Raw genomic sequence first — 20655 nt, 5'->3', positions numbered from 1 at the left:
CCGGCCACCGGCGGCAAAGGAATTTGTGCCCCAGGGAGGGGTAGGCACGGGTGATGTCACGGCCGACGACAGGAGACGAGGACCCGGTATGCCCCAGGACTCACCCCCTTACCCCCACGCGCCCGCCCCACCCCCCGACGCCTCCCTCAGCGAGACCCAGGCGGAGGAGCTGATCCACGGCATCTGTTTCAAGACCGGCCCGCCCCGCCTCATCGGCGCCGAGCTCGAATGGCTGGTCCTGGATGCCGAACGGCCCGAACAGCCCCTGCCCCCCGAGCGGCTGCGGGCCGCGCACGCCGCCGCCCGCGCGCTGCCCCTGAACTCGCGGCTGACCGTCGAACCCGGCGGCCAGCTCGAACTCAGTTCCGCCCCCGCCGCCTCCCTCAGCGGATGCGTGGACGGCCTGCAGGCCGACCTCACCGCCGTACGCGCCGCCCTGCTGGCCCGCGGACTGGTGCTGCGCGGCATCGGCCGCGATCCGCGGCGCCCGTACCGCCGGCTGCTGAACAGCCCGCGCTACGACGCCATGGAGGCCTATTTCGACCGCACCGGCCCGGCCGGGCGCGTGATGATGTGCGCCTCCGCCTCCGTGCAGGTCTGCGTGGACGCCGGGTACGAGGAGCCGGGCGTGCTCGGTCACGGCCGGCGCTGGCGCCTCGCCCACCTGCTGGGCGCGGTCCTGGTGGCCGCCTTCGCCAACTCCCCCGCGGACGAGGGCCGGTACGCCGGCTGGCGCTGCGCCCGCCAGGGGGTCTGGAGCGACATCGACAGCCGGCGCGCCCTGGCGCCGCCGCTGGACGCGGAGCCGCGGGCCGCGTGGACGCGGCAGGCGCTGGACACCGAGGTGATGTGCGTCCTGTCGTACGAGGGCGAGGCGTGGGAGATCCCGCGCGGCACGACCTTCCGCGACTGGCTGCGCACGGGCGGCGACCCCGGGCGGCCGGAGCGCTCCGGTCCCGCGGGCCGCACCGTACTGCGGGCGCCCACCGCCGAGGACCTGGAGTACCACCTGACCACGCTGTTCCCGCCGGTGCGGCCGCGCGGCCACCTGGAGCTGCGGATGATCGACGCGCAGCCCGGCGACGACGGCTGGCTGGTCCCGCTGGCGGTCGTGCACGCGCTGTTCGACGATCCGGAGGCGGCCGAGACCGCGTACCGCGCGACGAAGGCACTGTCCGACGCGCACGGCCCGCGGCCCTCGCCCCGCAATCCGCTGTGGCGGTCCGCCGCCCGGCACGGCCTGGCCGATCCGGAGCTGCGGACGGCCGCGACGGCCTGTTTCCTGGCCGCCGCCGAGGCGCTGCCCCGGCTGGGCGCGAGCGAGCACGTCCAGGAGACGGTCGGCGCGTTCACCGAGCGCTTCGTGCTGCGCGGCCGCTGCCCGGCCGACGACCCGTCCTCCCTGCTCACCGGGAAGGAGGCCCGCCGGTGACCACGTCATACCCGTCCCGGGAAGCCCTGCGGGAGCGTGCGGCCGCCGCCCTGACCGCCGCGCGCGTGCGGACGGCCGGGCTCACCGACGCCGTGAGCGACGCGGACCTGACCGCCCAGCACTCGCCGCTGATGTCCCCGCTCGTCTGGGACCTCGCGCACATCGGGAACCAGGAGGAGCTCTGGTTGCTGCGCAACGTCGCCGGCCGCGAGTCCATGCGCCCCGAGATCAACCCGCTCTACGACGCCTTCGAGCACCCCCGGGCCGAGCGGCCCAAACTGCCGCTGCTCGGGCCCGAGGAGGCCCGCCGGTACGCGGCCGAGGTGCGCGGCCGGGTCTTCGACCTGCTGGAGCGCACCCCGCTGGAGGGCAGTGCGCTCCTCGACGACGGCTTCGCCTTCGGGATGATCGCCCAGCACGAACAGCAGCACGACGAAACCATGCTGATCACCCATCAGCTGCGACAGGGCGCGCCCGTGCTGACCGCGCCGGAACCGGACGCCCCGTACGATCCGCCGCCCGGCACCGAAGTCCTCGTCCCCGGAGGCCCGTTCACCATGGGCACCTCCGCCGAGCCCTGGTCGCTGGACAACGAGCGGCCCGCGCACGTCCGGGACGTCGCGTCCTTCTGGATCGACACGGTGCCGGTGACCAACGCCGCCTACCTGGCCTTCATCGCGGACGGCGGCTACCGCGAGCCCCGCTGGTGGGCGGCGCCGGGCTGGCAGCAGATCCGCGAACACTCGATAGCGGCCCCGCTGTTCTGGCACCGGGAGGCGGGTCAGTGGCTGCGCCGCCGCTTCGGGGTGACCGAGCCGGTGCCCGAGGACGAGCCGGTGCTGCACGTCAGCTGGTACGAGGCGGACGCTTACGCCCGCTGGGCGGGGCGGCGGCTGCCGACGGAGGCGGAATGGGAGAAGGCGGCCCGCTTCGATCCGGCGACGGGCCGCTCGGCCCGCTACCCGTGGGGCGACGCGGACCCGACGCCGGCCCTGGCCAATCTGGGGCAGCGCCACCTGCGCCCGGCCCGCGCGGGCAGCTATCCGGCCGGGGCCTCCCCGCTCGGGGTGCGCCAGCTGATCGGCGACGTGTGGGAGTGGACCGCCTCCGATTTCCTGCCGTATCCCGGGTTCCGGGCCTTCCCGTACCGGGAGTACTCGGAGGTCTTCTTCGGTCCGGAGCACAAGGTGCTGCGGGGCGGTTCCTTCGCGGTGGACCCGGTGGCCTGCCGGGGCACCTTCCGCAATTGGGACCTTCCGGTGCGGCGGCAGATCTTCTCCGGCTTCCGGACCGCGAGGGACGTCTGATGTGCCGTCATCTCGCCTATCTGGGCCCGGTGGTGGAGCTCCGGCGGCTGCTGAGCGAGCCGGAGCACTCACTGGTGCGCCAGTCCTGGGAGCCGCGCCGGCAGCGCTCCGGCACGGTCAACGCCGACGGCTTCGGCATCGGCTGGTACGCGGAGGGCGACCCGGTGCCCGCCCGCTACCGGCGGTCCGGGCCGGTCTGGTCGGACCTGACCTTCACCGATCTCGCCCGGGTGGTGCGCAGCGGGGCCGTCCTGGCCGCCGTACGGGACGGCACGCTGCCCGGTGCCGACGGGGAGGCGGCGGCCGCGCCGTTCTCGGACGGGCCGTGGCTGTTCAGCCACAACGGCGCGGTACGGGGCTGGCCGGACACGGCGGCCCCGCTCGCGGCCGCACTGCCGCCCGAGGACCTGCTCCGGCTGGCCGCGCGCACGGATTCGGCGCTGGTCTGGGCGCTCGTCCTGCACCGGCTGCGGGCCGGCGACGACCTGGGCACCGCGCTCGCCGAGCCGGTCCGGGAGCTGGCCACGGCGGCTCCCGGCTCGCGGCTGAACCTGCTGGTGACGGACGGCACCGCGATCGCCGCCACGGCATGGGGGGATTCGCTCTGGTACCTGGCCGAAGCGGGCGCCCGGCGCACCGTGGTGGCCTCCGAGCCGTACGACGAAGACCCCCGGTGGTGCGAAGTGCCCGACCGGACCCTGCTGACCGCCACCCGCACGCGGGTCGAACTGACCCCGCTCAAGGAGAACTCCCCGTGACCAACTTCCAGTTGACCCGGACCCTCGACGAGCACGCGGCGGAGACCGCGCTGCGCACGGACGTACTGCACGGGCTCACCCACCTCCCCAAGGTGTTGCCGCCCAAGTGGTTCTACGACGCGCGGGGCAGTGAGCTCTTCGAGGAGATCACCCGGCTGCCCGAGTACTACCCGACCCGCGCCGAGCGGGAGATCCTGCTGGAGCGGGCCCGGGAGATCGCCTCCGAGAGCGGCGCCCGCACCCTGGTGGAGCTGGGCTCGGGCTCCTCGGAGAAGACCCGGCACCTGATCGAGGCGATGCCCGCGCTGGACACCTACGTACCGGTGGACGTGAGCGAGAGCGCCTTGCGGGGGGCGGCCGAGACGCTGCTCGCGGCGCATCCGGGGCTGCGGGTGCACGCGCTGCTGGCCGACTTCACGCGCGCACTGCAGCTGCCGGACTCCCCCGGTCCCCGGCTGGTGGTGTTCCTCGGCGGCACGATCGGGAACCTGCTGCCGCCGGAGCGTGCGGTGTTCCTGGCGTCCGTACGGGCGATGCTGTCGCCCGGGGACGCGCTGCTGATGGGCACGGACCTGGTGAAGGACGAGGCCGTGCTGGTGTCGGCGTACGACGATTCGCGGGGGGTGACGGCCGAGTTCAACAAGAACGTGCTGGCGGTCGTCAACCGGGAGCTGGACGCGGACTTCCACACCGCCGATTTCGCGCACGTGGCGGTGTGGAACAAGGAGCAGGAGTGGATCGAGATGAGACTGCGGGCCCGGGCGGAGCTGGTGGTGAAGATCCGGGCGCTGGATCTCGTGGTGCCGTTCGCGGCGGGCGAGGAGATCCTGACGGAGGTCTCGGCGAAGTTCCGTCAGGAGGGCGTACGGAAGGAGTTGGCGGCGGCGGGACTGGAGCTGACCCAGTGGTGGACGGACGCTGCGGGCCGGTTCGCGCTGTCCTTGTCGGTCGCCGACGGCGCGGCCGGCTGAGCCGGTATGCCGGGCAGGAGGGCCGGGGCTGAGGCTCCGAGCACGGCCTGCTGAGCGGCTGCCGCGAGGTCCCGCCGGTGCGCGTACCGGCCCGGCGGGATCCGCGGCAGCAGCCTGACCTCGGCCCGTATGCCGCGGGCCCGGGCGATCCGCCACAGCGAGGCGGTCAGCGGGTCGTCCCCGACGAAGGCGGGTGCCCCGGCCGGGGTCCCGTCGCCGTGCAGGTAGGCGAGCCGCACGGGCTGTACGGGGACCCGCCCGTCCAGCGCCGACTGGAAGGCGGCCCGGCGGAAGGTCCCCTGGGCGCGGCCGCACCACGTGGAGCCCTCGGGGAAGACGGTGACCCGGTCGCCGGCCAGCAGCGCGCCGGTGATGGTCTCGACGGTGGCGGGCAGGGCGCGGATCTTGTCGCGCTCGATGAACAGGGTTCCGGCGCCCCCGGCGAGGCGGCCGAGGACCGGCCAGTCGCGGATGTCACTCTTGGCCAGCATCCGGCAGGGCAGGGCGGCGGCGACGAGCGGGATGTCGAGCCACGAGATGTGGTTGGGGACGAGGAGGCGGCCGCCGCCCGGTCCGGGGCTGCCGTGCACGGTGATCCGGATGCCGAAGGCCCGTACCAGGGCGGCCGACCAGGCCCGTACGACCGTGTGCCGGGGGCCGGCCGGCAGCAGCCGGACCGGCGGGGCGCCCAGGATCCCCAGCAGGATCAGGGCGACGGCGGCGGTGAGCCGGAGCACCGCCCGCGGGATGCTCGCGGTGCTCCCCTCGTGGCCCGCACAGGCCTCGGGGGTGCAGGGCGAGTTGGGAAGCCAGACGCTCATGCGCCCGGGACGAGCGAGCGGAAGTGCTTCAGGTAGCGCGGGTTGGTGCGGCGCAGCGAGAGCAGCACGTACAGGTCGGCGCAGCCGAACTCGGCGTCGAGGGCGGGTTCGCCGCAGACCCAGGCGCCCAGGCGCAGGTAGCCGCGCAGCAGCGGGGGCAGCTCCATGCGGTCGGGGAAGGTGATGCCCTCGGGGTTCCAGGGGAGGTGCGGGGTGACCCGGTACTCCTCGGGGGCGAGGCTGCGGGTCAGGGCGGCCTCGCGGGTGGCGGCGGCCAGGACCCCTCCGTCGGCGAGCGGTATCGAGCAGCAGCCGGCGAGCCAGTTGTGCCCGGAGCGGTCCATGTAGTGGGCGAGGCCGGCCCAGATGAGGGCGATGACGGCGCCGTTGCGGTGGTCGGGGTGGACGCAGGAGCGGCCGACCTCGACCAGGTCGGGGCGGATGGGGGCGAGGGCGGAGAGGTCGAATTCACCCTCGGAGTAGAGGCGGCCGGCGACGGCGGCGCGCTCCGGGGGCAGCAGCCGGTAGGTGCCGACGACCTGCTCGGTCTCCTCCTCGATGACGAGGAGGTGGTCGCAGTACGCGTCGAAGGCGTCGGAGTCGAGGCCGGGCTCGGGCCCGTCCAGGCGGGCGCCGAGCTCGCCGGCGAAGACCTGGTGGCGCAGGCGCTGGGCGGCGCGCACCTCGGACTCGTCGCGGGCGAGGCGTACGGCGTAGTGGGGGCCGGCGGCCGGTGCGGCTCCCCGGGGCGCGGTAGGCGTGAGGGGGGCGGGACCGGTGGGGACGGTGAGGGTGGAGGGGGGCGTCAGGGGGGACGGGGACAGGGGTGCGATGGTCATGGCGGCTCCTGATCCGGGCGCGGAGGGCCAGGCCGGCAGGTGCGTGGCCTGGCTCCTTTACTTCTTCCGTGACCGGCTGGATTCGACATGACCGCTCAGCGGCCCTTGGATGTGCGGACGCTGAACTTGGCGGTGGACGCGGCGGTGGACCCGGCTGTGAACCCGACCGTGAACCCGGCGGTGGGCTCGGGGGCGGGCTCGGCAGTGGCCCGGCTCAGCGGTCGGAGCTGAGGACCCTGCCGATCTCCTCGGAGGCCGTCCGGGCCGCCTGCTTGGGGTCCCGGCCGGTGAGGACGGCCGTCATGAAGGGCTTGATCGGGTTCTTCGCCTCGACCTCGGCCCAGCGGGCGGAGGTGGGGGTGGCCCGGCCCTGGGCGGCGCCGGGGGCCATGTTGGTGGCGCCCTCGTTGCCCTCGACCACGTGCGCGAGGGTGGTCTTGTTCGGTACGTAGCTCATCGTGCGGGCGAGTTCGGTCTGCCACTTCTCGCTGACCAGGGCCGTGATCACGTCGACGGCGTGCTTCCGCCGTCCGGTCCGCTCGGGGATGATCAGGTCGGAACCGCCGGTGAAGACGGCGCCCGCCTTGTCGGAGGTCTTGCCAGGGATCGGGAAGAAGCCCAGCTTGCCCTTCAGGGCGGGGTTGGCCGCCTCGATCTCGGCGGCCTGGCCGGGCGGGGCGATGATCTGCGCGATCTGACCGCGCGCGAAGGCCTGCGACTGCGGGGGCGTCTCCTCGTCGGCGTCCTTGGGGCCGTCGCCGAGGGCCTGGAGCTGCCGGTAGAAGTCCATGCCGGCCAGGGCCTTCTCGTCGTCGAGGGTGCCGACCCATCTGCCGCCGGTCTCGACGGCGAGTTCGCCGCCCTCGTCCCAGATGAAGCCGGCGAGGACGTACCAGTTCTGGCCCGCGAGGTAGATGCCCTGCTGATCGCCCTTGTCGAGCTTCTGGGTGGCCTGGATCCACTCCTGGCGGTTCTTGGGCGGGGTCTTGATCCCGGCGTTCGCGAAGAGGTCCTTCTGGTAGATGACCACCCGGTTGGCGGCGTACCAGGGGACGCCGTACTGGGCGCCGTTGATGCTGCCCGGTTCGGCGAGGCCCTTGAGCCAGTCCTTGCTGCCCCACTCGCGCAGGCCTTCGAGGGTGAGCTCGGAGAGGCCGCCCTTCTCGATGTACTGGGCGACCTGGGTGTTGCCGACCTCGATGACGTCGGCGCTCTCCTTGCTCGTGCCGTCGAGCACGGCGTTCACCTTGTCGCCGATGCCCGTCCACTCCTGGATCCTGACGTCCAGGTCGACGCCGGGGTGTTCGTGCTCGAACGACGAGGTGAACTTGTCGATGAAGTCCTCCGAGGCGCTGCCCTTCATCAGCCAGAGCGTCACCTTCTGCGGTCCTGAGGCCGAATCGGCCGGCTGGCCGCAGCCCGTGAGGGCGGTCGCGGCCGCGAGGGCGGTACACAGGGCGGGGAAGCGCATCTTCAAGAGGGTCACCTTCTGGGGGCTCGATCTCAGATGGCTCGAAATTGGCATAGACCAATAGGCCGGTCAAGGGTCTTTCACTCTGGATTGTTCGCGCAAAGCTCGCGGAGCCGGACTTACTGGGGCACCGTAGAACCAGGCAAAAGCCACCCACTGTCGGGAGACCTCCATGTCCAATCACACGTACCGGGTGACCGAGATCGTCGGCACCTCCCACGAGGGCATCGATCAGGCCATCCGCAACGGGATCGCCAGGGCGGGCCAGACCGTGCGGAACCTGGACTGGTTTGAGGTGGTCCAGGTACGCGGCCACATCGAGAACGGGGAGATCGCCCACTACCAGGTGGGCCTCAAGGTCGGCTTCCGCCTCGACGGCGAGGACTGAGCCCCCCGCCGGGCGCCTCGGCCCGACCCGGCCCGCCGGCCGCGGTCAGGTCCGGCCCGCGCCCGCGGTCAGGTCCGGCCCTCGACCTCCTGCGCCGCTTCGAGCTCCGGCGCGTCCGCCGCCCAGTCGGCCCGCACCACCCGGAAACCGGCGGCCCGCGCCGCCTGGCAGACGAGCTCGTCGTCGTCCACGAGCATGCGCACCTCCCCGCCGCGCGCGATCCGGCCCAGCACCTCCAGCTTGGTCGTGCGGGCCGGCCGCCGGTCCTGGTTCCCGCGCATCCACAGCCGCCCCTCGGGCAGCCCGTGGCGGGCGAGCCAGTCGAGCGTGTCGGCCCGGCACCGCTCGGGACGCCCGGTCAGGTAGACCACCTCGCAGTCGGCCGCGCTCTCCACCGCGAGCGCCACCCCGCGCGCGAGCGGCGGATCGGCCGGGGCCGCACCGAAGAAGCCGGTCCAGTCGCGGGGGCGCCGCTCCAGGAAGTGCTGGCGATGGCCGGTGTCCGCCAGCGTGTTGTCGATGTCGAAGACGGCCAGCGGCCGAGGGGTGCTCTTCTCGCTCATCCGGCCAGCCTAGGGCCGGGCACGGACACGGCGCCGCCCCGGCAGAACGGGTGGGGGAATCCTGCCGGCCCCCGGACGTTGACACCCGTGTGATCCGAAAACTCTCGATACTCGACCGGTCCCGCACCCGCGAGGGCCACCCCGCCCCGCAGGCCCTGCGCGACACCGTGGACCTGGCCCGGACGGCCGAGGAGCTCGGCTACCACCGCTTCTGGGTGTCCGAGCACCACAGCGTGCCCGGCGTCGCCGGATCGGCTCCGGCCGTGCTGGCCGCGGCCGTCGCCGGCGCGACGCACCGGATCCGCGTCGGCACGGGCGGGGTGATGCTGCCCAACCACCAGCCGCTGGTGGTCGCGGAGCAGTTCGGGGTGCTGGAGTCGCTCTTCCCCGGCCGGATCGACATGGGGCTCGGCCGCTCGGTCGGCTTCACCAACGGGATCCGGCGCGCGCTGGGCCGGGACACCGGGGACGCGGACCGCTTCGAGGAGCAGCTGGCCGAGCTGCTGGGCTGGCTCGACGGCACCCAGCAGGCGCATCCCGAGGTGCACGCCCGCCCCGCCGAAGGGCTGCGCATACCGGCGTACGTCCTGGCCACCGGCGAGGGCGCCGGGATCGCCGCACGGGCCGGGCTGCCGCTGGTGGTGGGCGACCTGCGGTCCCGTGGCCGGGTGAGCGAGATCGTGGAGGCGTACCGCAAGGAGTTCCGCCCCTCCGCCCCGGGCGCGGAGCCGTACGTGGTGGTCTCCGGGACGGTGGCGGTCGCCGCCACGGCCGAGGAGGCTCGCCGCATCCTGCTCCCGGAGGCCTGGTCCGTCGCGTACTCCCGCACCCGGGGCAGCTTCCCGCCGCTGCGCCCGGCGGAGGAGATCGAGGCCATGGAGATGCCCCCGAAGCAACGGGAGGTGTACGAGGGCGCCCTCACCGGCCACATCCACGGCACCGAGGACCAGGTGGCGGCGCAGCTCTCGGAGGTCGCCGCCCTGACCGGCGCGGACGAACTCCTGGTCACCACCTCCACGTTCGACCGAACGGCGCTGCTGGACTCGTACGCACGCCTGGCCCGGATCACCGGGCTCCAGGGGCCGGACAGACCGTGACGGCCCCCGATGGGGTGGTGGGCAAAGCCCGTTACCCGCCGGCTGTCGGGGTGGGGCAACCGGCCAGGCACGTCAGGGTTTCGCGGGCGATCTGGGCGATTTCCCCCGTGGGGACGACGAGGACGGGCACGGTGGCGCCGGGCGGGCTGATGAGGGTCGGCTGCGGCGGATTGGCCGGGTCGAGGCCGCCGGCGAGGCCCAGGACCCCGAGCCCGGCCGCCACGGCTTCCCGTATTTCGGGCTGGTCCTCGCCGATCTCGCCGGTGAAGACGAGCGCGTCGATGCGGTCGAGGGAGGCCGCGACTCCCGCGACTCCCCTGCGCACGCCCAGGGTGAACACGTCCAGGGCGAGGGCAGCGTCCCCGTCACCGTCGGCGCGGGCCCGGACGAGGTCCCGGGTGTCCCCCGAGGTGCCCGAGACACCGAGGAGGCCCGACTCGCGGGCCAGGATCCGGCCCAGGCGCCGGGGTCCGACGCCCGTCTGCGTCTGCAGCCACAGGAGCATGCCCGGGTCGACGCTGCCGCTGCGGCTGCTCATCGGGAGGCCCTCCAGCGGGGTCATCCCCATGGTGGTGTCGACGCTCGTGCCGTCGCGGACGGCGCACGCGGAGCAGCCGCCGCCCAGATGGGTCAGGACCACCTGGAGGTCCGTTTCCGGGCGGCCCAGCAACTCGGCGGTGCGCCGCAGGGCGTAGGCGTAGGAGAGACCGTGGAAGCCGTAGCGGCGCAGGCCGTGGCGGCGGGTCCATGACAGGGGAAGGGCGTAGGTACGGGCGGACTCCGGCAGGCCGTTGTGGAAGGCGGTGTCCGGGCAGGCCACGTGCGGGAGGTCCGGCAGTACCCGGCGGGCGGCGTCCAGTGCGGCCAGGGCGGGCGGCATGTGGAGCGGGGCGAGGGCGGCGACCGCCTCCAGACGGGTGCGTACGGAGGTGTCCACCACGACGGGGCCACGGAGGTCGGGGCCGCCGTGGACGACGCGGTGCCCACAGGCGGCCACCGGCGGGCTGTCGGCGAGGAATTCCTCCATCGCGGCAGCGGTGCCGCTGCCCGGCGGCTCCTCGAAGTCGCGGACGGCGAGGGCGTGCTCGTGCGCGTCGACCACGGCGAGGTGGAAGCTGGCGGAGCCCGCGTCGACGACCAGGACCGGGCCTGTCGTGCCGGTCGTGGCGGTCGCGCCTGTCGCCCCGGCCGCGCCCGCGCCGCCGTTCATGCGGTCCACTTCCATTGGGTGATCTCCGCCGGGTCCGTGCCCGTGCGGCGCAGTTCCCGCCGGAGGTGGTCGCGGTGGCGCGCGTAGTCCTCGGCGAGTTGCCGGGACCTCCCGGAGTGCGCCCCCAGGTGCGCCAGGACGGCGACGGCGAGGTCGTGCCGGGAAGTCCTGTTGAGGGCGAGCAGGTCGTAGGGGGTGGTCGTGGTGCCCTCCTCGACGTATCCGCGGACGTGGAAGCGGTCGGGGTGGGGGCGCCCGTGGAGCAGTTGGTGCACTGCCGAGGGGTAGCCGTGGAAGTCGAAGACGACCGGGGTCGTGTCGCCGAAAAGCGAGCGGAAGTCCTCGTCCGGCATCCCGTTGGGGTGGCGGTCCGGCGGGGCGAGCGCGCAGAGGTCGACGACGTTGACGAAGCGGATCCTCGCCTCCGGCAGGTCGCACCGCAGCAGATCGGCGGCGGCCAGCGACTCGACGGTGGGGATGCCTCCGGCGCAGGCGAGTACGACCTCCGGGTCCTCGCCGCCGTGGGTGCCGGCCCACTGCCAGACGCTCGCGCCCGCCCGGCAGTGGGCGCGGGCGGCGGCGAGGTCGAGCCACTGGGCCGCGTCGTGTTTCCCCGCGACCACGGCGTTGATCTTCCCGGTCTCGTCCAGCAGCCGTTCCATCGTGACCAGCAGGGTGTTGGCGTCGGGCGGCAGATAGACACCGGTGACGGTGCTCTTCCGGTTCAGCAGGTTGTTGATGAACCCCGGGCCCTGGTGGCTGTATCCGTTGTGCTCCTGGCGCCAGCCCTCGCTGCTCAGCAGGTAGGTGAGGCTGCTCACCGGGGCGCGCCAGGGAACTTCGCGGGAGGTCTTCAGCCACTTCGCGTGCTGGTTGGCCATGCTGTCCACGATGGCGGCGAAGGCCTCGTAGGTCGGGAAGAGGCCGTGGCGACCGGTGAGCAGGTAGCCCTGGAGCCAGCCCTGGCAGTTGTGCTCGGACAGCATCTCCATCACCCGGCCGGACCGCGTGAGGTCCTCCTCGTACTCCTCGACGGGCCAGACGTACGCGCGCCCGCTGGCAGCGAGGACGGCGTCGAGCTTGTTGGAGGCCAGTTCGTCCGGCGAGACGATGCGGAAGTCCCGGCGTACGGCCGTGCTGCGCATGAGTTCGGCCAGCCAGTCGCCGAGGACACGCGTCGGGCTCGCGGTGGCGGTGCCCGGGCCCTTGGAGACGTCGACGGCGTACGGTTCCAACGGCGGCAGTTCGAGCGGGCGGCGCAGGGTTCCGCCGTTCGCGGCCGGCTGGGCTCCGATGCGGGAGTCCCCCTCCGGGACGCCCGCGAGGACCTCCGGCGTGGGTCGGCCGTTCGCGTCGAACAGCTCGTGCGGGCGGTAGGAACGCAGCCAGGTGTCCAGGGCCCGCAGCTGCTCCGGATCCTCGCGCACGTCGGGCAGGGGCACCTGGTGGGCGTGGAAGGTTCCCTCGATCGGCTTCCCCTCCACCTCGGCGGGGGCGCCCCGGCCCTTGAGGCTGCGCAGCACGATCATGGGCCAGGCGGGGCGAACCGGCCGGTCACCGCCGCGTGCCCGGTGCTGGAGGTCGCGGATCGTGCGGTGTGCGTCGAGGACGGCGACGGCGAGGGGGTCGCCGTCCGGGTCATCGGAGACGTCCACGATGTGCGGGTCCCAGCCGTAGCCCCGGAAGAGGGAGGTCAGTTCCTCGTCCGACATCGTCGCGAAGACCGTCGGCGAGGAGATCTTGAAGCCGTTGAGGTGGAGGAACGGCAGGACCGCTCCGCTGGTCACGGGGTCCAGGTACTTGGTCGAGTGCCAGGCGCCGGCGGTGGGACCGGTCTCCGCCTCACCGTCTCCGACGACGCAGGCGACGATCCGGTCGGGGGCGTCCAGGGCGGCGCCGAACGCGGTGGCGAGGGCGTAGCCGAGTTCACCTCCCTCGTGGAGGGTGCCGGGCACGGCTGGGGAGAGGTGGCTCGGGAAGCCGTCGGGAGCGCAGTAGCGGCGTGCCAGCTCGCGCAGACCGGCCGCGGTCCTGGCCAGGGCGGGGTCGTGGTCCTCGTGGGCGCCTTCGAGCCACAGGTTGGCGTGCAGGGCGGGTGCGCCGTGACCGGGGCCGGTGACCAGCAGGACGTCGGCGTCGCGTTCGCGGACCAGGGTGTTGAGGGCCGCGTAGACGGCGGTGATGCCGGGACAGGTCCCCCAGTGGCCGAGGAGTCTCGGCTTGATGTGCTGGGGCCGCAGGGGCTCCTTCAGCAGGACGTTGTCGCGGAGGAAGATCAGGGCCGCTGCCACGTAGTCGGCGGCCCTGGTGTAGGGAGTCCGGGGTGTGTGACCGGGCTGTATGAGGGAGGCCACGGGGCTGCTCCGTATCGGTCGACGACGGGCTGCACGCTTGGGCGCCTGCCCCGGCTCCCCCGTTTGAACCCGGCAGGGGAGCCGCTCGGCACCGGCATCTGCGGGGCGGCGCCGGGTGCGCGGGCAGGTCAGGCGTCGACGCGGTGCTTGGCGAGCCGGGAGACGGCCTCCGGGTCGTGGTGGTCGAAGAACTGCGACGCTCCCGTGTCCAGGGTGGTGACGGCGGCCATTTGTTCGTCGGTGAGTTCGAAGTCGAAGATGTCGATGTTCTCCGCCATGCGCTCGGCACGGACGGACTTGGGGATCGCGACGACGTCGCGCTGGATCAGCCAGCGCAGGACGACCTGGGCGACGGACTTGCCGTGCTCGGCGCCGATCCCGCTCAGCAGCGGCTGGGTGAACAGGCCGTTCTTCCCCTCGGCGAAGCCGCCCCAGGACTGGATCTGCACCCCGTGCTCGCGCATGAGTGCCTGGTATGCGGCGCGCTGGAAGAACGGGTGGGTCTCGATCTGGTTGACGGCGGGGGCGGTCTCGTTGTTGACGATGAGGTCGATCAGCCGGTCGGGGTAGAAGTTGGCCACACCGATCGCCCGGGCCAGGCCCTCACGGTTGACGGCTTCCATGGCGCGCCACTGGCCGTAGACGTCGCCGTAGGGCTGATGCATCAGGTACAGGTCGAGGTGGTCCAGGCCCAGCTTCTCCAGGGACGTCTCGAAGGCACGTCGGGCGTTGTCCTGGGCCGGTGCGTCCTGGACCCACAGCTTGGTCGTGACGAACAGCTCCTCGCGCGGGAGGCCGCTGTTCTTGATCGCTCGGCCGACGGCTGCCTCGTTGCCGTAGGCGGCAGCCGTGTCCAGCAGACGGTAGCCGGCGGCGAGGGCTTGCGTGACGGCCTGCTCGGTCTGCTCCGGCGGGATCTGGTAGACGCCGAAGCCGAGGATCGGCATCTCGACGCCGTTGTTCAGGATGACGCTCTGCATGGGTGTCATCCATGCCCGGAATACGCCGGACCGCGTCGTACGTCACCCCCATGGCAGGGCTGTCGGGGTGGAAGCCGGGGACGGCGGAGTAGCTGCGCCCGCTTGAGCAGGAGGTGTCGGTGGTGGTCCAGTCGGCGGGCGCCAGGTGGATGCGCAGGCGTTGACCTGGGTGCCGACGAGCTCGGAGCGTGCGGCTCGGGCGGGTGCTGCGGCCCCGGGTCGTCGCCCCACCGGGGGCGGCGGTGCGAGCGGTTCCGGGACCTCGGCGGTGACCGAGAGCGGCGAATCGTCAGGGGGCGGGGGGCGGGGGGCGGCGTGATCGGCCATCGCCTGGGCGGGGCGGCACGGAGGGTGAGGACGGCGTCCGCGCCGGTGACGGACAGCAGTCGCATGGGACCAGTCGCGCGTGCGGGTCACTGTTCACCAGCGGGTCTCCTGTCGTCGCTGCCCGGTGAGGCTGTGGCCGTCCGGGGCACGCCGGCGAGGGCTGCGGCCCGCGCTGTGGGCTGGGGGGTGAGGCCGAGCCATTCGCAGAACAGGACGGTGGCGTCGTCCTGGAGCCGGCCGTCGTGGTGCTCGAGGACGGCGTGGATGAGTCGGCGCAGTGTTTCGGGGACGGGCAGGCCGTCGGCGTGGTGGCGGATCAGGAAGTCGATGAACCGGTCGAGTCCGAACTCCTCGTCTCCGGTTCGGCGGGCCTCGGTGATGCCGTCGGTGTAGAGCACGATCCGGTCACCCGGCTCCAGCTGGTGGCCGCACAGACGGGCGGGGAGACCGAGGGCGGTACCCATGGGATGGCAGGGCGGGCAGTCCAGCAGGGTGCTCCAGCGGCCGCCACGGATGATCACCGGCGGGGGATGGCCCCGGTTGACCCACCTCAGGGCCCCGGTGCGGGTGTCGAGCTCGGCGAGGACACCGGTGACGTAGCGGGTCTGTCCGTACTGCTCGAGCAACACCTCCTCGATCCTCTCGCTGGTCTCCACCAGCCCAGCGCCCCCACGGCGTGCGTTGCGGCAGGCGCCCATGGCCAGGTTGGCGGTCAGTCCGGCGGCGGTGTCGTGTCCCATCGCGTCGAAGAGCGACAGGTGCACGACATGCCCGGCGGTCGCGTAGTCGTAGGCGTCACCACTGATGCGGTAGGCCGGCTCCATCGCCGCCGAGATCATCACGCGCCCGTCCGCGTACGCGGGCGGGGGCATCAGGTGCCACTGCATCTCCGCCGCGATGTTCAGCCGCTGGGTGCGCGTGAGCCGGGCATGGAAGTCACTGCTGCGCCGCTTGCTGTCGATGATCAAGGCAACCAGCGCCGCCAGCAGCTTCATGTCCTCCAGGGCTCGCGCGTCGTCGAGGGCGGTGGTGATCCGCAGGACGCCCAGACGATCGGTGCCGTCGACCAGGGGCACCCACCAGTAGCCCTCACCCTCCTTCGGGTCGGCGCCGGCAAGGATCTGCCCGTACTGGAACGCGCGCCCCGCCACGGTTCCCTCGATCTTCAGCTCGCTCTCCTCACCGACCACCGCGCCGGTGTCGATGTCCTCGCCGGACAGGAGGCGCAAGACGTCGCCCTGGAGGTCCACCACGTAGATCAGCACCTGCGTGAAGCCGACCTCCGCCGCATGTTCGGCCGTCTTCGCCGACAGGAGCTCCAGGGGCATCAGGTGGCTCGCCGACAGCAGGCCGCCCAGCATGAGCCGCCCACGTGCGTCGCGGTCCTGGTCGTTCACGGCAGCACCCCTGACCTCGGCCCCGGCCGGCACGCTGCCGAAGCCGATGCACAGGTGCCCGTATCTCCACTCTCCTCCTGGCGTTGCCCGAACGGACAGAAACGGCCGCACCAAAGCCTCACGGCCTGCCGACGGGTTCGTCCGGTCGAGGTGACCCGGGCCACTGCCACGGCGAGGTTCGTGATGACGGCCGGGCGGTGGGTGCAGGCTCGGCGGACGTCCTCGTGCGGCTCGCTGGAGGCAGTCCATGCCCGGTGCTCGGCCAGGTGGCCGCAAGAGCGGCTCCGCCTTCGTGGTCGCGGGGGTGGCCGGCTGTCTGGTCGGGCTGGTCGGCGGCGGTTTCCGGTGGTGCCTGGAGCAGGCCGACAGGCTGCGCGGTTCGGTCGTCGAGGCTGCCGCAGGTCTCGGTGCGGCGGGCTGGCTGGTCCCGGTCGTCCTCACCGCGGTGGGTGCGGCGGTGGCGTGCCTGATCGCCCAGCGGGTCCCGCACGCGGCGGGCAGCGGGATCCAGCACGTGGAGGCGGTGTGGCGCCAGGAGGCCGAGGGACGTCCGCTGCCGCTGCTGCCGGCGAAGTTCATCGGCGGTCTCATCGCGATCGGCTCGGGCCTGGTCCTCGGGCGGGAGGGCCCCATCGTCCACATGGGGGCTGCGATCGGGGCCCTGGCCGGTCAGCGCACCCGCTTGGATGCCGAGGACGCCCGCCTGCTGCACACAGCGCTCGGCGGGGCGGGTCTGGCGGCCGCGTTCACCGCCCCGCTGGGCGGACTGCTGTTCGTCTGCGAGGAAGTGACCCGTACCATCAGGCCCCGCCTGGTGCTGCTGACGCTCGTCGGCACCGTCACGGCGGTGGTCTGCTGCCGGCTCATCGTGGGCTGGGGGCCCGAGTTCCCGGTGCCCGGCCTCGCCGCCCCAGCCGTGTGGATGCTGCCGGTCTTCCTGCTCTTCGGCATGACGGCCGGCGGGCTGGGCGCCGCCTACAGCGCTCTCGTCGTACGGACGCTGGAGGCATGCGACCGGCTGCCCCGGGTACCGCTCCCTGTCCGGGCGGCTGTCATCGGGGCCGTGGTCGGGGCCCTGATGGCTGTCGATCCCCTCCTTGCCGGCGGTGGAGACCCGCTGAGCGGGCGACTGGTGGCGGGCGGCAGCATGACGGTGGCGGCGCTGGTGGCCTACCTCGCCGTCCGGTTCGTGGCGGGCCCGCTCAGCTACGCGGCCGCGACCCCCGGTGGACTGTTCGCCCCGCTGCTGGCCCTGGGGGCCCTGTGGGGAGCCCTCGTCCACGCGCTCGCCTCCCCACTCCTGCCGGTCCAGGCGGCGGGCCCGGCCTCGTTCGCGGTGGTGGGGATGGCCGCACTGTTCACAGGGGTCATACGGGCACCGCTCACAGGCGTCGTCCTCGTCGTGGAGATGACGGGTTCCACCGCGCTGCTGGCCCCGCTGCTGATCGCGTGTTTCGGCGCGGCCGTGACCGCGGACCGGCTGCGGAGCGAACCCCTCTACGACAGGCTCCGGCGCCGGATGACGAAATACCCCTGAGGAGGCCGGGGCGGCCGGGCGGCCGGGGGGCCGGGCCGCGCCGCCCCCGCGGATCAGGTGTGGAGGCGGCTGTTGGGGCCGTCCTGGTCGACGGCGCTCTCGTCGTTGAACCAGTAGTCGCCCGCGGCCAGGTAGCGGAACGAGTGGACGCTCTCCATGGGCAGCGCGACCGTGACCGCCCGCTTGCCGTCCTTGCGCGCCTTGAGGGTGTGGACGCCGGGCTGCCAGTCGTTGAAGTCACCGACCACGCTGACCGGACCCGGCGGGATGTCCCCGGGGAGGATGAAGGTGACGTCGGTGCGGTCGTCGTGCAGCGTGTGCTCCAGCATGAGGCGGGCTCCTGACGGCGTCAGCGGATGGGTACGCCGCCCATCGTCGGTGCCGTACCCCTCGTCCGCATCCCGACCCGGGCACCCCCGCCCCGGCATCACCCGCCCGCCACACCCGGTGACGTAAATGATGCGATATGTCACTAACCGTGTCAGCTTTGCCGGGAGGAATCCGCAGACCCGACGCGTCATAGAGGAGTCGCCGTCATGGACGGTACGCAGGACAAGCGCCAGGAGCCGGGCAAGGGCAGCGAGCCGGAGCACCCGCGCCGCCCGGGACAGGACCCAGTCCACCCCGGTACCGGCCGGGAGGGTGCCCGGGGCAAGAGCCCGGAAGAGCTCAAGCGGCGCCGCGAGGACGAGACGAGCCGCGAACGCCGCGAGGACGAGGTCCGCGACGAAGAACTCTGACCGTCCACGCCGTCACACCCCACGCACGCAGGACCCGGCCGGGGCCGTCGTCACACCCGGCCGGGTCCTGTCGCGTGTCCCGCCGCTCGCGGAGCGCTTCGAGGAGGTGGCGTCCATCGCGGCCACCACCGGCCCGGCGCTGTCTGCACCGGGGCGCCGGGGCGCCGGACGGGACGCGGACCGCCCGAGTGCCTGCCGCTGCGGAGCCCCGGGACTATCGTCCTCTTATGGGCGATATTCATCCCAGGGACGGGTGAGCGACCGTGCGGCACACGGGCAGGACAGACCGGACGGACTGGACGCCAGGCCATGGTCTGGGGCGGCTGGACGGGCCCTTGGCCGACCTCGTGGAGGAGACGGGCGCCTCCGTGGGCATGGTGTACCTGCTGGGGTTGGGTGAGCGGGTCCTGCGGCTCGGGCTCGTGGCGGGGGCGCCCCCGCCCATCACCGCCCCGTGGGCGCGGATCTCCCTCGACGAGGCCATCCCCGTGTCCGACGCGGTCCGCGAGCGACGGCTCGTCTGGCTGGGCGGCGGCCAGGAAGAGGTCGCCCGCCGGTACCCGCGGCTCGGGTTGGTGCTCCCGTACGAGTTCCTCCTCGCCGCGGCTCCGCTCGCCGACGGCGACGACGAGGTGCGGGGCGGCCTCGTCCTGCTGTGGCCGGTCTGGCATCCGCCACAGCTCAGCGAGCAGGAGCGGGAGGCGCTCAAGACCTTCGCCGGCCGGGCGGGGCAGCGCCTGCGGCAGGCTGCGGCGGACGGCGTGGAGGCCGGTGATGAGTGGCCGCCCGAGGGTGAACCGCGCTTCGTCCCCGCACGGGTGCGCCGCCAGGAGGACCCGGCACGGGCGGCGGCCGCCCTCGACTTCACCGAACGGATGCCCCTGGGCTGCTGCGCACTGGACCTCGACGGCCAGATCACGTTCATCAACGCCGCAGGTGCCGACCTGGTCGGCACCGAAGCGTCACAGCTCCTGGGCAGGCGGCCCTGGGAGGTGCTGCCGTGGCTGCGCGATCCCGTCGTCGAGGACCGCTACCGGGCCGCCGTGGTGGCCCGCCGGCCCACGGGCTTCACCGCGGTGCGCCCGCCCGACGTACGCCTGTTCTTCCGGCTCTATCCGGACGCGCGCGGCATCAGCCTGCACATCTTCCCCGCCACGACGGTCGCCTCCGGGACGGCCGACCCCGCCGCCTTCGCCCCCTCCCCGTCCACGGCGCTGTCTCCGCACCCGGCCCAGGAGCCGGTGGGGGCCCTGGGGCTTTACCACCTGACCCACCTGGCCGCCGCCCTGGCCGAGGCCGTCGGCGTTCGCGACGTGGTGGAGCGGCTGGCCGATCAGATCGTTCCGGCATTCGGCCCGCAAGGCCTGGTCCTCATGGCGGTGGAGGAAGGGCGGCTGCGGATCGTCGGCCACCGCGGCTACCGGCGCGGGTCCATCAGAGGGTTCGACGGCGCGCCGCTGACGTCGAGCGTCACCAACGCGCAGGTGCTCACCACCGGCGACCCGGTCTTCTTCTCCAGCTACGAGGAGTTCCGCCGCGCCCACCCAGCCGCGCCCCGTCCCGAGGGACGCAACGCGTGGGCGTTCCTGCCGCTGACCGCCTCCGGTCACTCAGTGGGCTCGCTGATCCTCTCGTACGACCAGCCCCGTCCCTTCCCGCCCGCCGAACGGGCCCTGCTGACCTCGCTGGCCGGGCTGATCGCCCAAGCGCTGGACCGGGCCCGCCTCTACGACGCCAAGCACGCCCTGGCCCACACCCTGCAGACCGGACTCCTCCCCCACACCCTGCCGGACGTCCCGGATCTGGAGGTCGCCGCCCGCTACCGGCCGGCCGGGCACGGCATGGACATCGGCGGCGACTTCTACGACCTGATCCGACCCACCCCGTCGACGGTCCTCGCCGCCATCGGCGACGTCCAGGGCCACAACGTGAACGCCGCCGCGCTGATGGGACAGGTCCGCACCGCCGTCCACGCCCACGGCACCGCCGGCACACCGCCCTCGGAACTCCTCGCCCGGACCAACCGGCTGCTGACCGACCTCGACCCGGGCCTGTTCACCAGCTGCCTGATCGCCCGGATCGATCTCGCACACGGGCGGGCCCTCCTCGCCAGCGCCGGCCATCCGCCACCCCTGCTGCGGTACCCGGGGGAAGCCACCGAGGTACTGGCGGTGCCGCCCGGGCTGCTGCTCGGCATCGAGCCGTCCGCCGAGTACCCCACGCGCGAGATCCCCTTCCCGCCGGGCGCGCTTCTGGTCCTCTACACCGACGGCCTGGTCGAAACACCCGGGGCCGACATCGAAGCGGACACCCTGGGCCTTGCCCGGCACCTCGACCAGTCCGGAGGAGAAGACCTGGACGAGGTGGCCGATACCCTGCTTCGGCACGCCCGGCGGACCGCGCCCCGCACCGACGACATCGCCATGCTCCTCATGAGGGCGGCCCGGCGCCCCCAGGCGTGAG

General features: G+C 73.1%; 18 protein-coding genes. 9 read left to right on the top strand and 9 right to left on the bottom strand.

Translation table 11 applies throughout. The features are described from left to right. Positions 1-88 precede the first annotated feature (88 nt). The 4 genes from egtA to egtD are packed head-to-tail and all read left to right on the top strand — an operon-like array spanning position 89 to position 4468. Positions 89-1432, top strand: a complete 1344-nt coding sequence (gene egtA, locus ACZ4VT_RS05150) for an ergothioneine biosynthesis glutamate--cysteine ligase EgtA (protein ID WP_467946729.1) — start codon at positions 89-91, stop codon at positions 1430-1432. Next, entirely contained in the window at positions 1429-2739 is a 1311-nt protein-coding gene (gene egtB, locus ACZ4VT_RS05145; RefSeq protein WP_467946727.1) for an ergothioneine biosynthesis protein EgtB, read from the top strand. The genes egtA and egtB overlap by 4 nt, the downstream gene beginning before the upstream one ends. Then, positions 2739-3497 (top strand): ergothioneine biosynthesis protein EgtC, encoded by a 759-nt coding sequence (egtC, locus tag ACZ4VT_RS05140; RefSeq protein ID WP_467946725.1) that lies wholly within the window; start codon positions 2739-2741, stop codon positions 3495-3497. The genes egtB and egtC overlap by 1 nt, the downstream gene beginning before the upstream one ends. Further along, positions 3494-4468, top strand: a complete 975-nt coding sequence (gene egtD, locus ACZ4VT_RS05135; protein WP_467946723.1) for an L-histidine N(alpha)-methyltransferase — start codon at positions 3494-3496, stop codon at positions 4466-4468. The genes egtC and egtD overlap by 4 nt, the downstream gene beginning before the upstream one ends. Here the strand turns inward: egtD and ACZ4VT_RS05130 are convergent. From ACZ4VT_RS05130 to ACZ4VT_RS05120, 3 genes are all read right to left on the bottom strand, one after another. Beyond that, positions 4351-5289 (bottom strand): lysophospholipid acyltransferase family protein, encoded by a 939-nt coding sequence (locus ACZ4VT_RS05130; protein ID WP_467946721.1) that lies wholly within the window; start codon positions 5287-5289, stop codon positions 4351-4353. The two genes, egtD and ACZ4VT_RS05130, sit on opposite strands and share 118 nt — an antisense overlap. Beyond that, positions 5286-6128 carry a GNAT family N-acetyltransferase gene (locus ACZ4VT_RS05125; protein ID WP_362802440.1) on the bottom strand — a complete coding sequence of 281 codons (843 nt, stop codon included), beginning with the start codon at positions 6126-6128 and terminating at the stop codon, positions 5286-5288. The genes ACZ4VT_RS05130 and ACZ4VT_RS05125 overlap by 4 nt, the downstream gene beginning before the upstream one ends. Before the next feature lie 214 nt (positions 6129-6342). Continuing rightward, the gene (locus ACZ4VT_RS05120) at positions 6343-7605 is read right to left on the bottom strand and encodes an extracellular solute-binding protein (protein ID WP_467946719.1); all 1263 of its coding nucleotides are present in this window, start codon (positions 7603-7605) and stop codon (positions 6343-6345) included. A gap of 166 nt (positions 7606-7771) precedes the next feature. Between ACZ4VT_RS05120 and ACZ4VT_RS05115 the strand changes: the two genes are divergently transcribed. Continuing rightward, on the top strand, positions 7772-7987 hold the full coding sequence (locus ACZ4VT_RS05115; protein ID WP_030012846.1) for a dodecin: 216 nt from the start codon (positions 7772-7774) through the stop codon (positions 7985-7987). Positions 7988-8055: 68 nt separating this feature from the next. On the opposite strand, the gene ACZ4VT_RS05110 is transcribed toward ACZ4VT_RS05115, so the two are convergent. Then, positions 8056-8550: a phosphatase domain-containing protein gene (locus ACZ4VT_RS05110; RefSeq protein WP_467946717.1), complete on the bottom strand. Its 495-nt coding sequence runs from the start codon at positions 8548-8550 to the stop codon at positions 8056-8058. Positions 8551-8639: 89 nt separating this feature from the next. Between ACZ4VT_RS05110 and ACZ4VT_RS05105 the strand changes: the two genes are divergently transcribed. Then, positions 8640-9647 carry an MsnO8 family LLM class oxidoreductase gene (locus tag ACZ4VT_RS05105; RefSeq protein ID WP_467946715.1) on the top strand — a complete coding sequence of 336 codons (1008 nt, stop codon included), beginning with the start codon at positions 8640-8642 and terminating at the stop codon, positions 9645-9647. A 31-nt stretch (positions 9648-9678) separates the two neighbouring features. On the opposite strand, the gene ACZ4VT_RS05100 is transcribed toward ACZ4VT_RS05105, so the two are convergent. The 4 genes from ACZ4VT_RS05100 to ACZ4VT_RS05085 form a co-directional block, all read right to left on the bottom strand. Then, positions 9679-10872, bottom strand: coding sequence for an acetate/propionate family kinase (locus ACZ4VT_RS05100; RefSeq protein WP_467946713.1), 1194 nt, complete (start codon positions 10870-10872; stop codon positions 9679-9681). Next, positions 10854-13211 carry a phosphoketolase family protein gene (locus ACZ4VT_RS05095; RefSeq protein ID WP_467946712.1) on the bottom strand — a complete coding sequence of 786 codons (2358 nt, stop codon included), beginning with the start codon at positions 13209-13211 and terminating at the stop codon, positions 10854-10856. The genes ACZ4VT_RS05100 and ACZ4VT_RS05095 overlap by 19 nt, the downstream gene beginning before the upstream one ends. 128 nt (positions 13212-13339) lie before the next feature. Beyond that, on the bottom strand, positions 13340-14191 hold the full coding sequence (locus ACZ4VT_RS05090; protein ID WP_467946710.1) for an aldo/keto reductase: 852 nt from the start codon (positions 14189-14191) through the stop codon (positions 13340-13342). A gap of 413 nt (positions 14192-14604) precedes the next feature. After that, positions 14605-15879 carry a PP2C family protein-serine/threonine phosphatase gene (locus ACZ4VT_RS05085; protein WP_467946847.1) on the bottom strand — a complete coding sequence of 425 codons (1275 nt, stop codon included), beginning with the start codon at positions 15877-15879 and terminating at the stop codon, positions 14605-14607. A gap of 283 nt (positions 15880-16162) precedes the next feature. Here ACZ4VT_RS05085 and ACZ4VT_RS05080 point away from each other — a divergent pair, with 283 nt between their 5' ends. After that, positions 16163-17452 (top strand): ClC family H(+)/Cl(-) exchange transporter, encoded by a 1290-nt coding sequence (locus ACZ4VT_RS05080; protein ID WP_467946709.1) that lies wholly within the window; start codon positions 16163-16165, stop codon positions 17450-17452. Between the two features lie 53 nt (positions 17453-17505). Here the strand turns inward: ACZ4VT_RS05080 and ACZ4VT_RS05075 are convergent, their stop codons facing one another. Next, complete coding sequence (locus tag ACZ4VT_RS05075; protein WP_467946707.1) at positions 17506-17781, bottom strand: isoamylase early set domain-containing protein; 276 nt, start codon at positions 17779-17781, stop codon at positions 17506-17508. 207 nt (positions 17782-17988) lie between these two features. On the opposite strand from ACZ4VT_RS05075, the gene ACZ4VT_RS05070 reads away from it, so the two are divergent. After that, on the top strand, positions 17989-18192 hold the full coding sequence (locus ACZ4VT_RS05070; RefSeq protein ID WP_467946705.1) for a hypothetical protein: 204 nt from the start codon (positions 17989-17991) through the stop codon (positions 18190-18192). 374 nt (positions 18193-18566) lie between these two features. Continuing rightward, positions 18567-20654 (top strand): SpoIIE family protein phosphatase, encoded by a 2088-nt coding sequence (locus ACZ4VT_RS05065; protein WP_467946845.1) that lies wholly within the window; start codon positions 18567-18569, stop codon positions 20652-20654. The last annotated feature ends 1 nt before the right edge of the window (position 20655 follow it).

This window comes from Streptomyces sp. NPDC029164, assembly GCF_055563995.1.
Note: the sequence above shows the minus strand (reverse complement) of the source record. Positions and strands in the feature narration are given on the sequence as shown.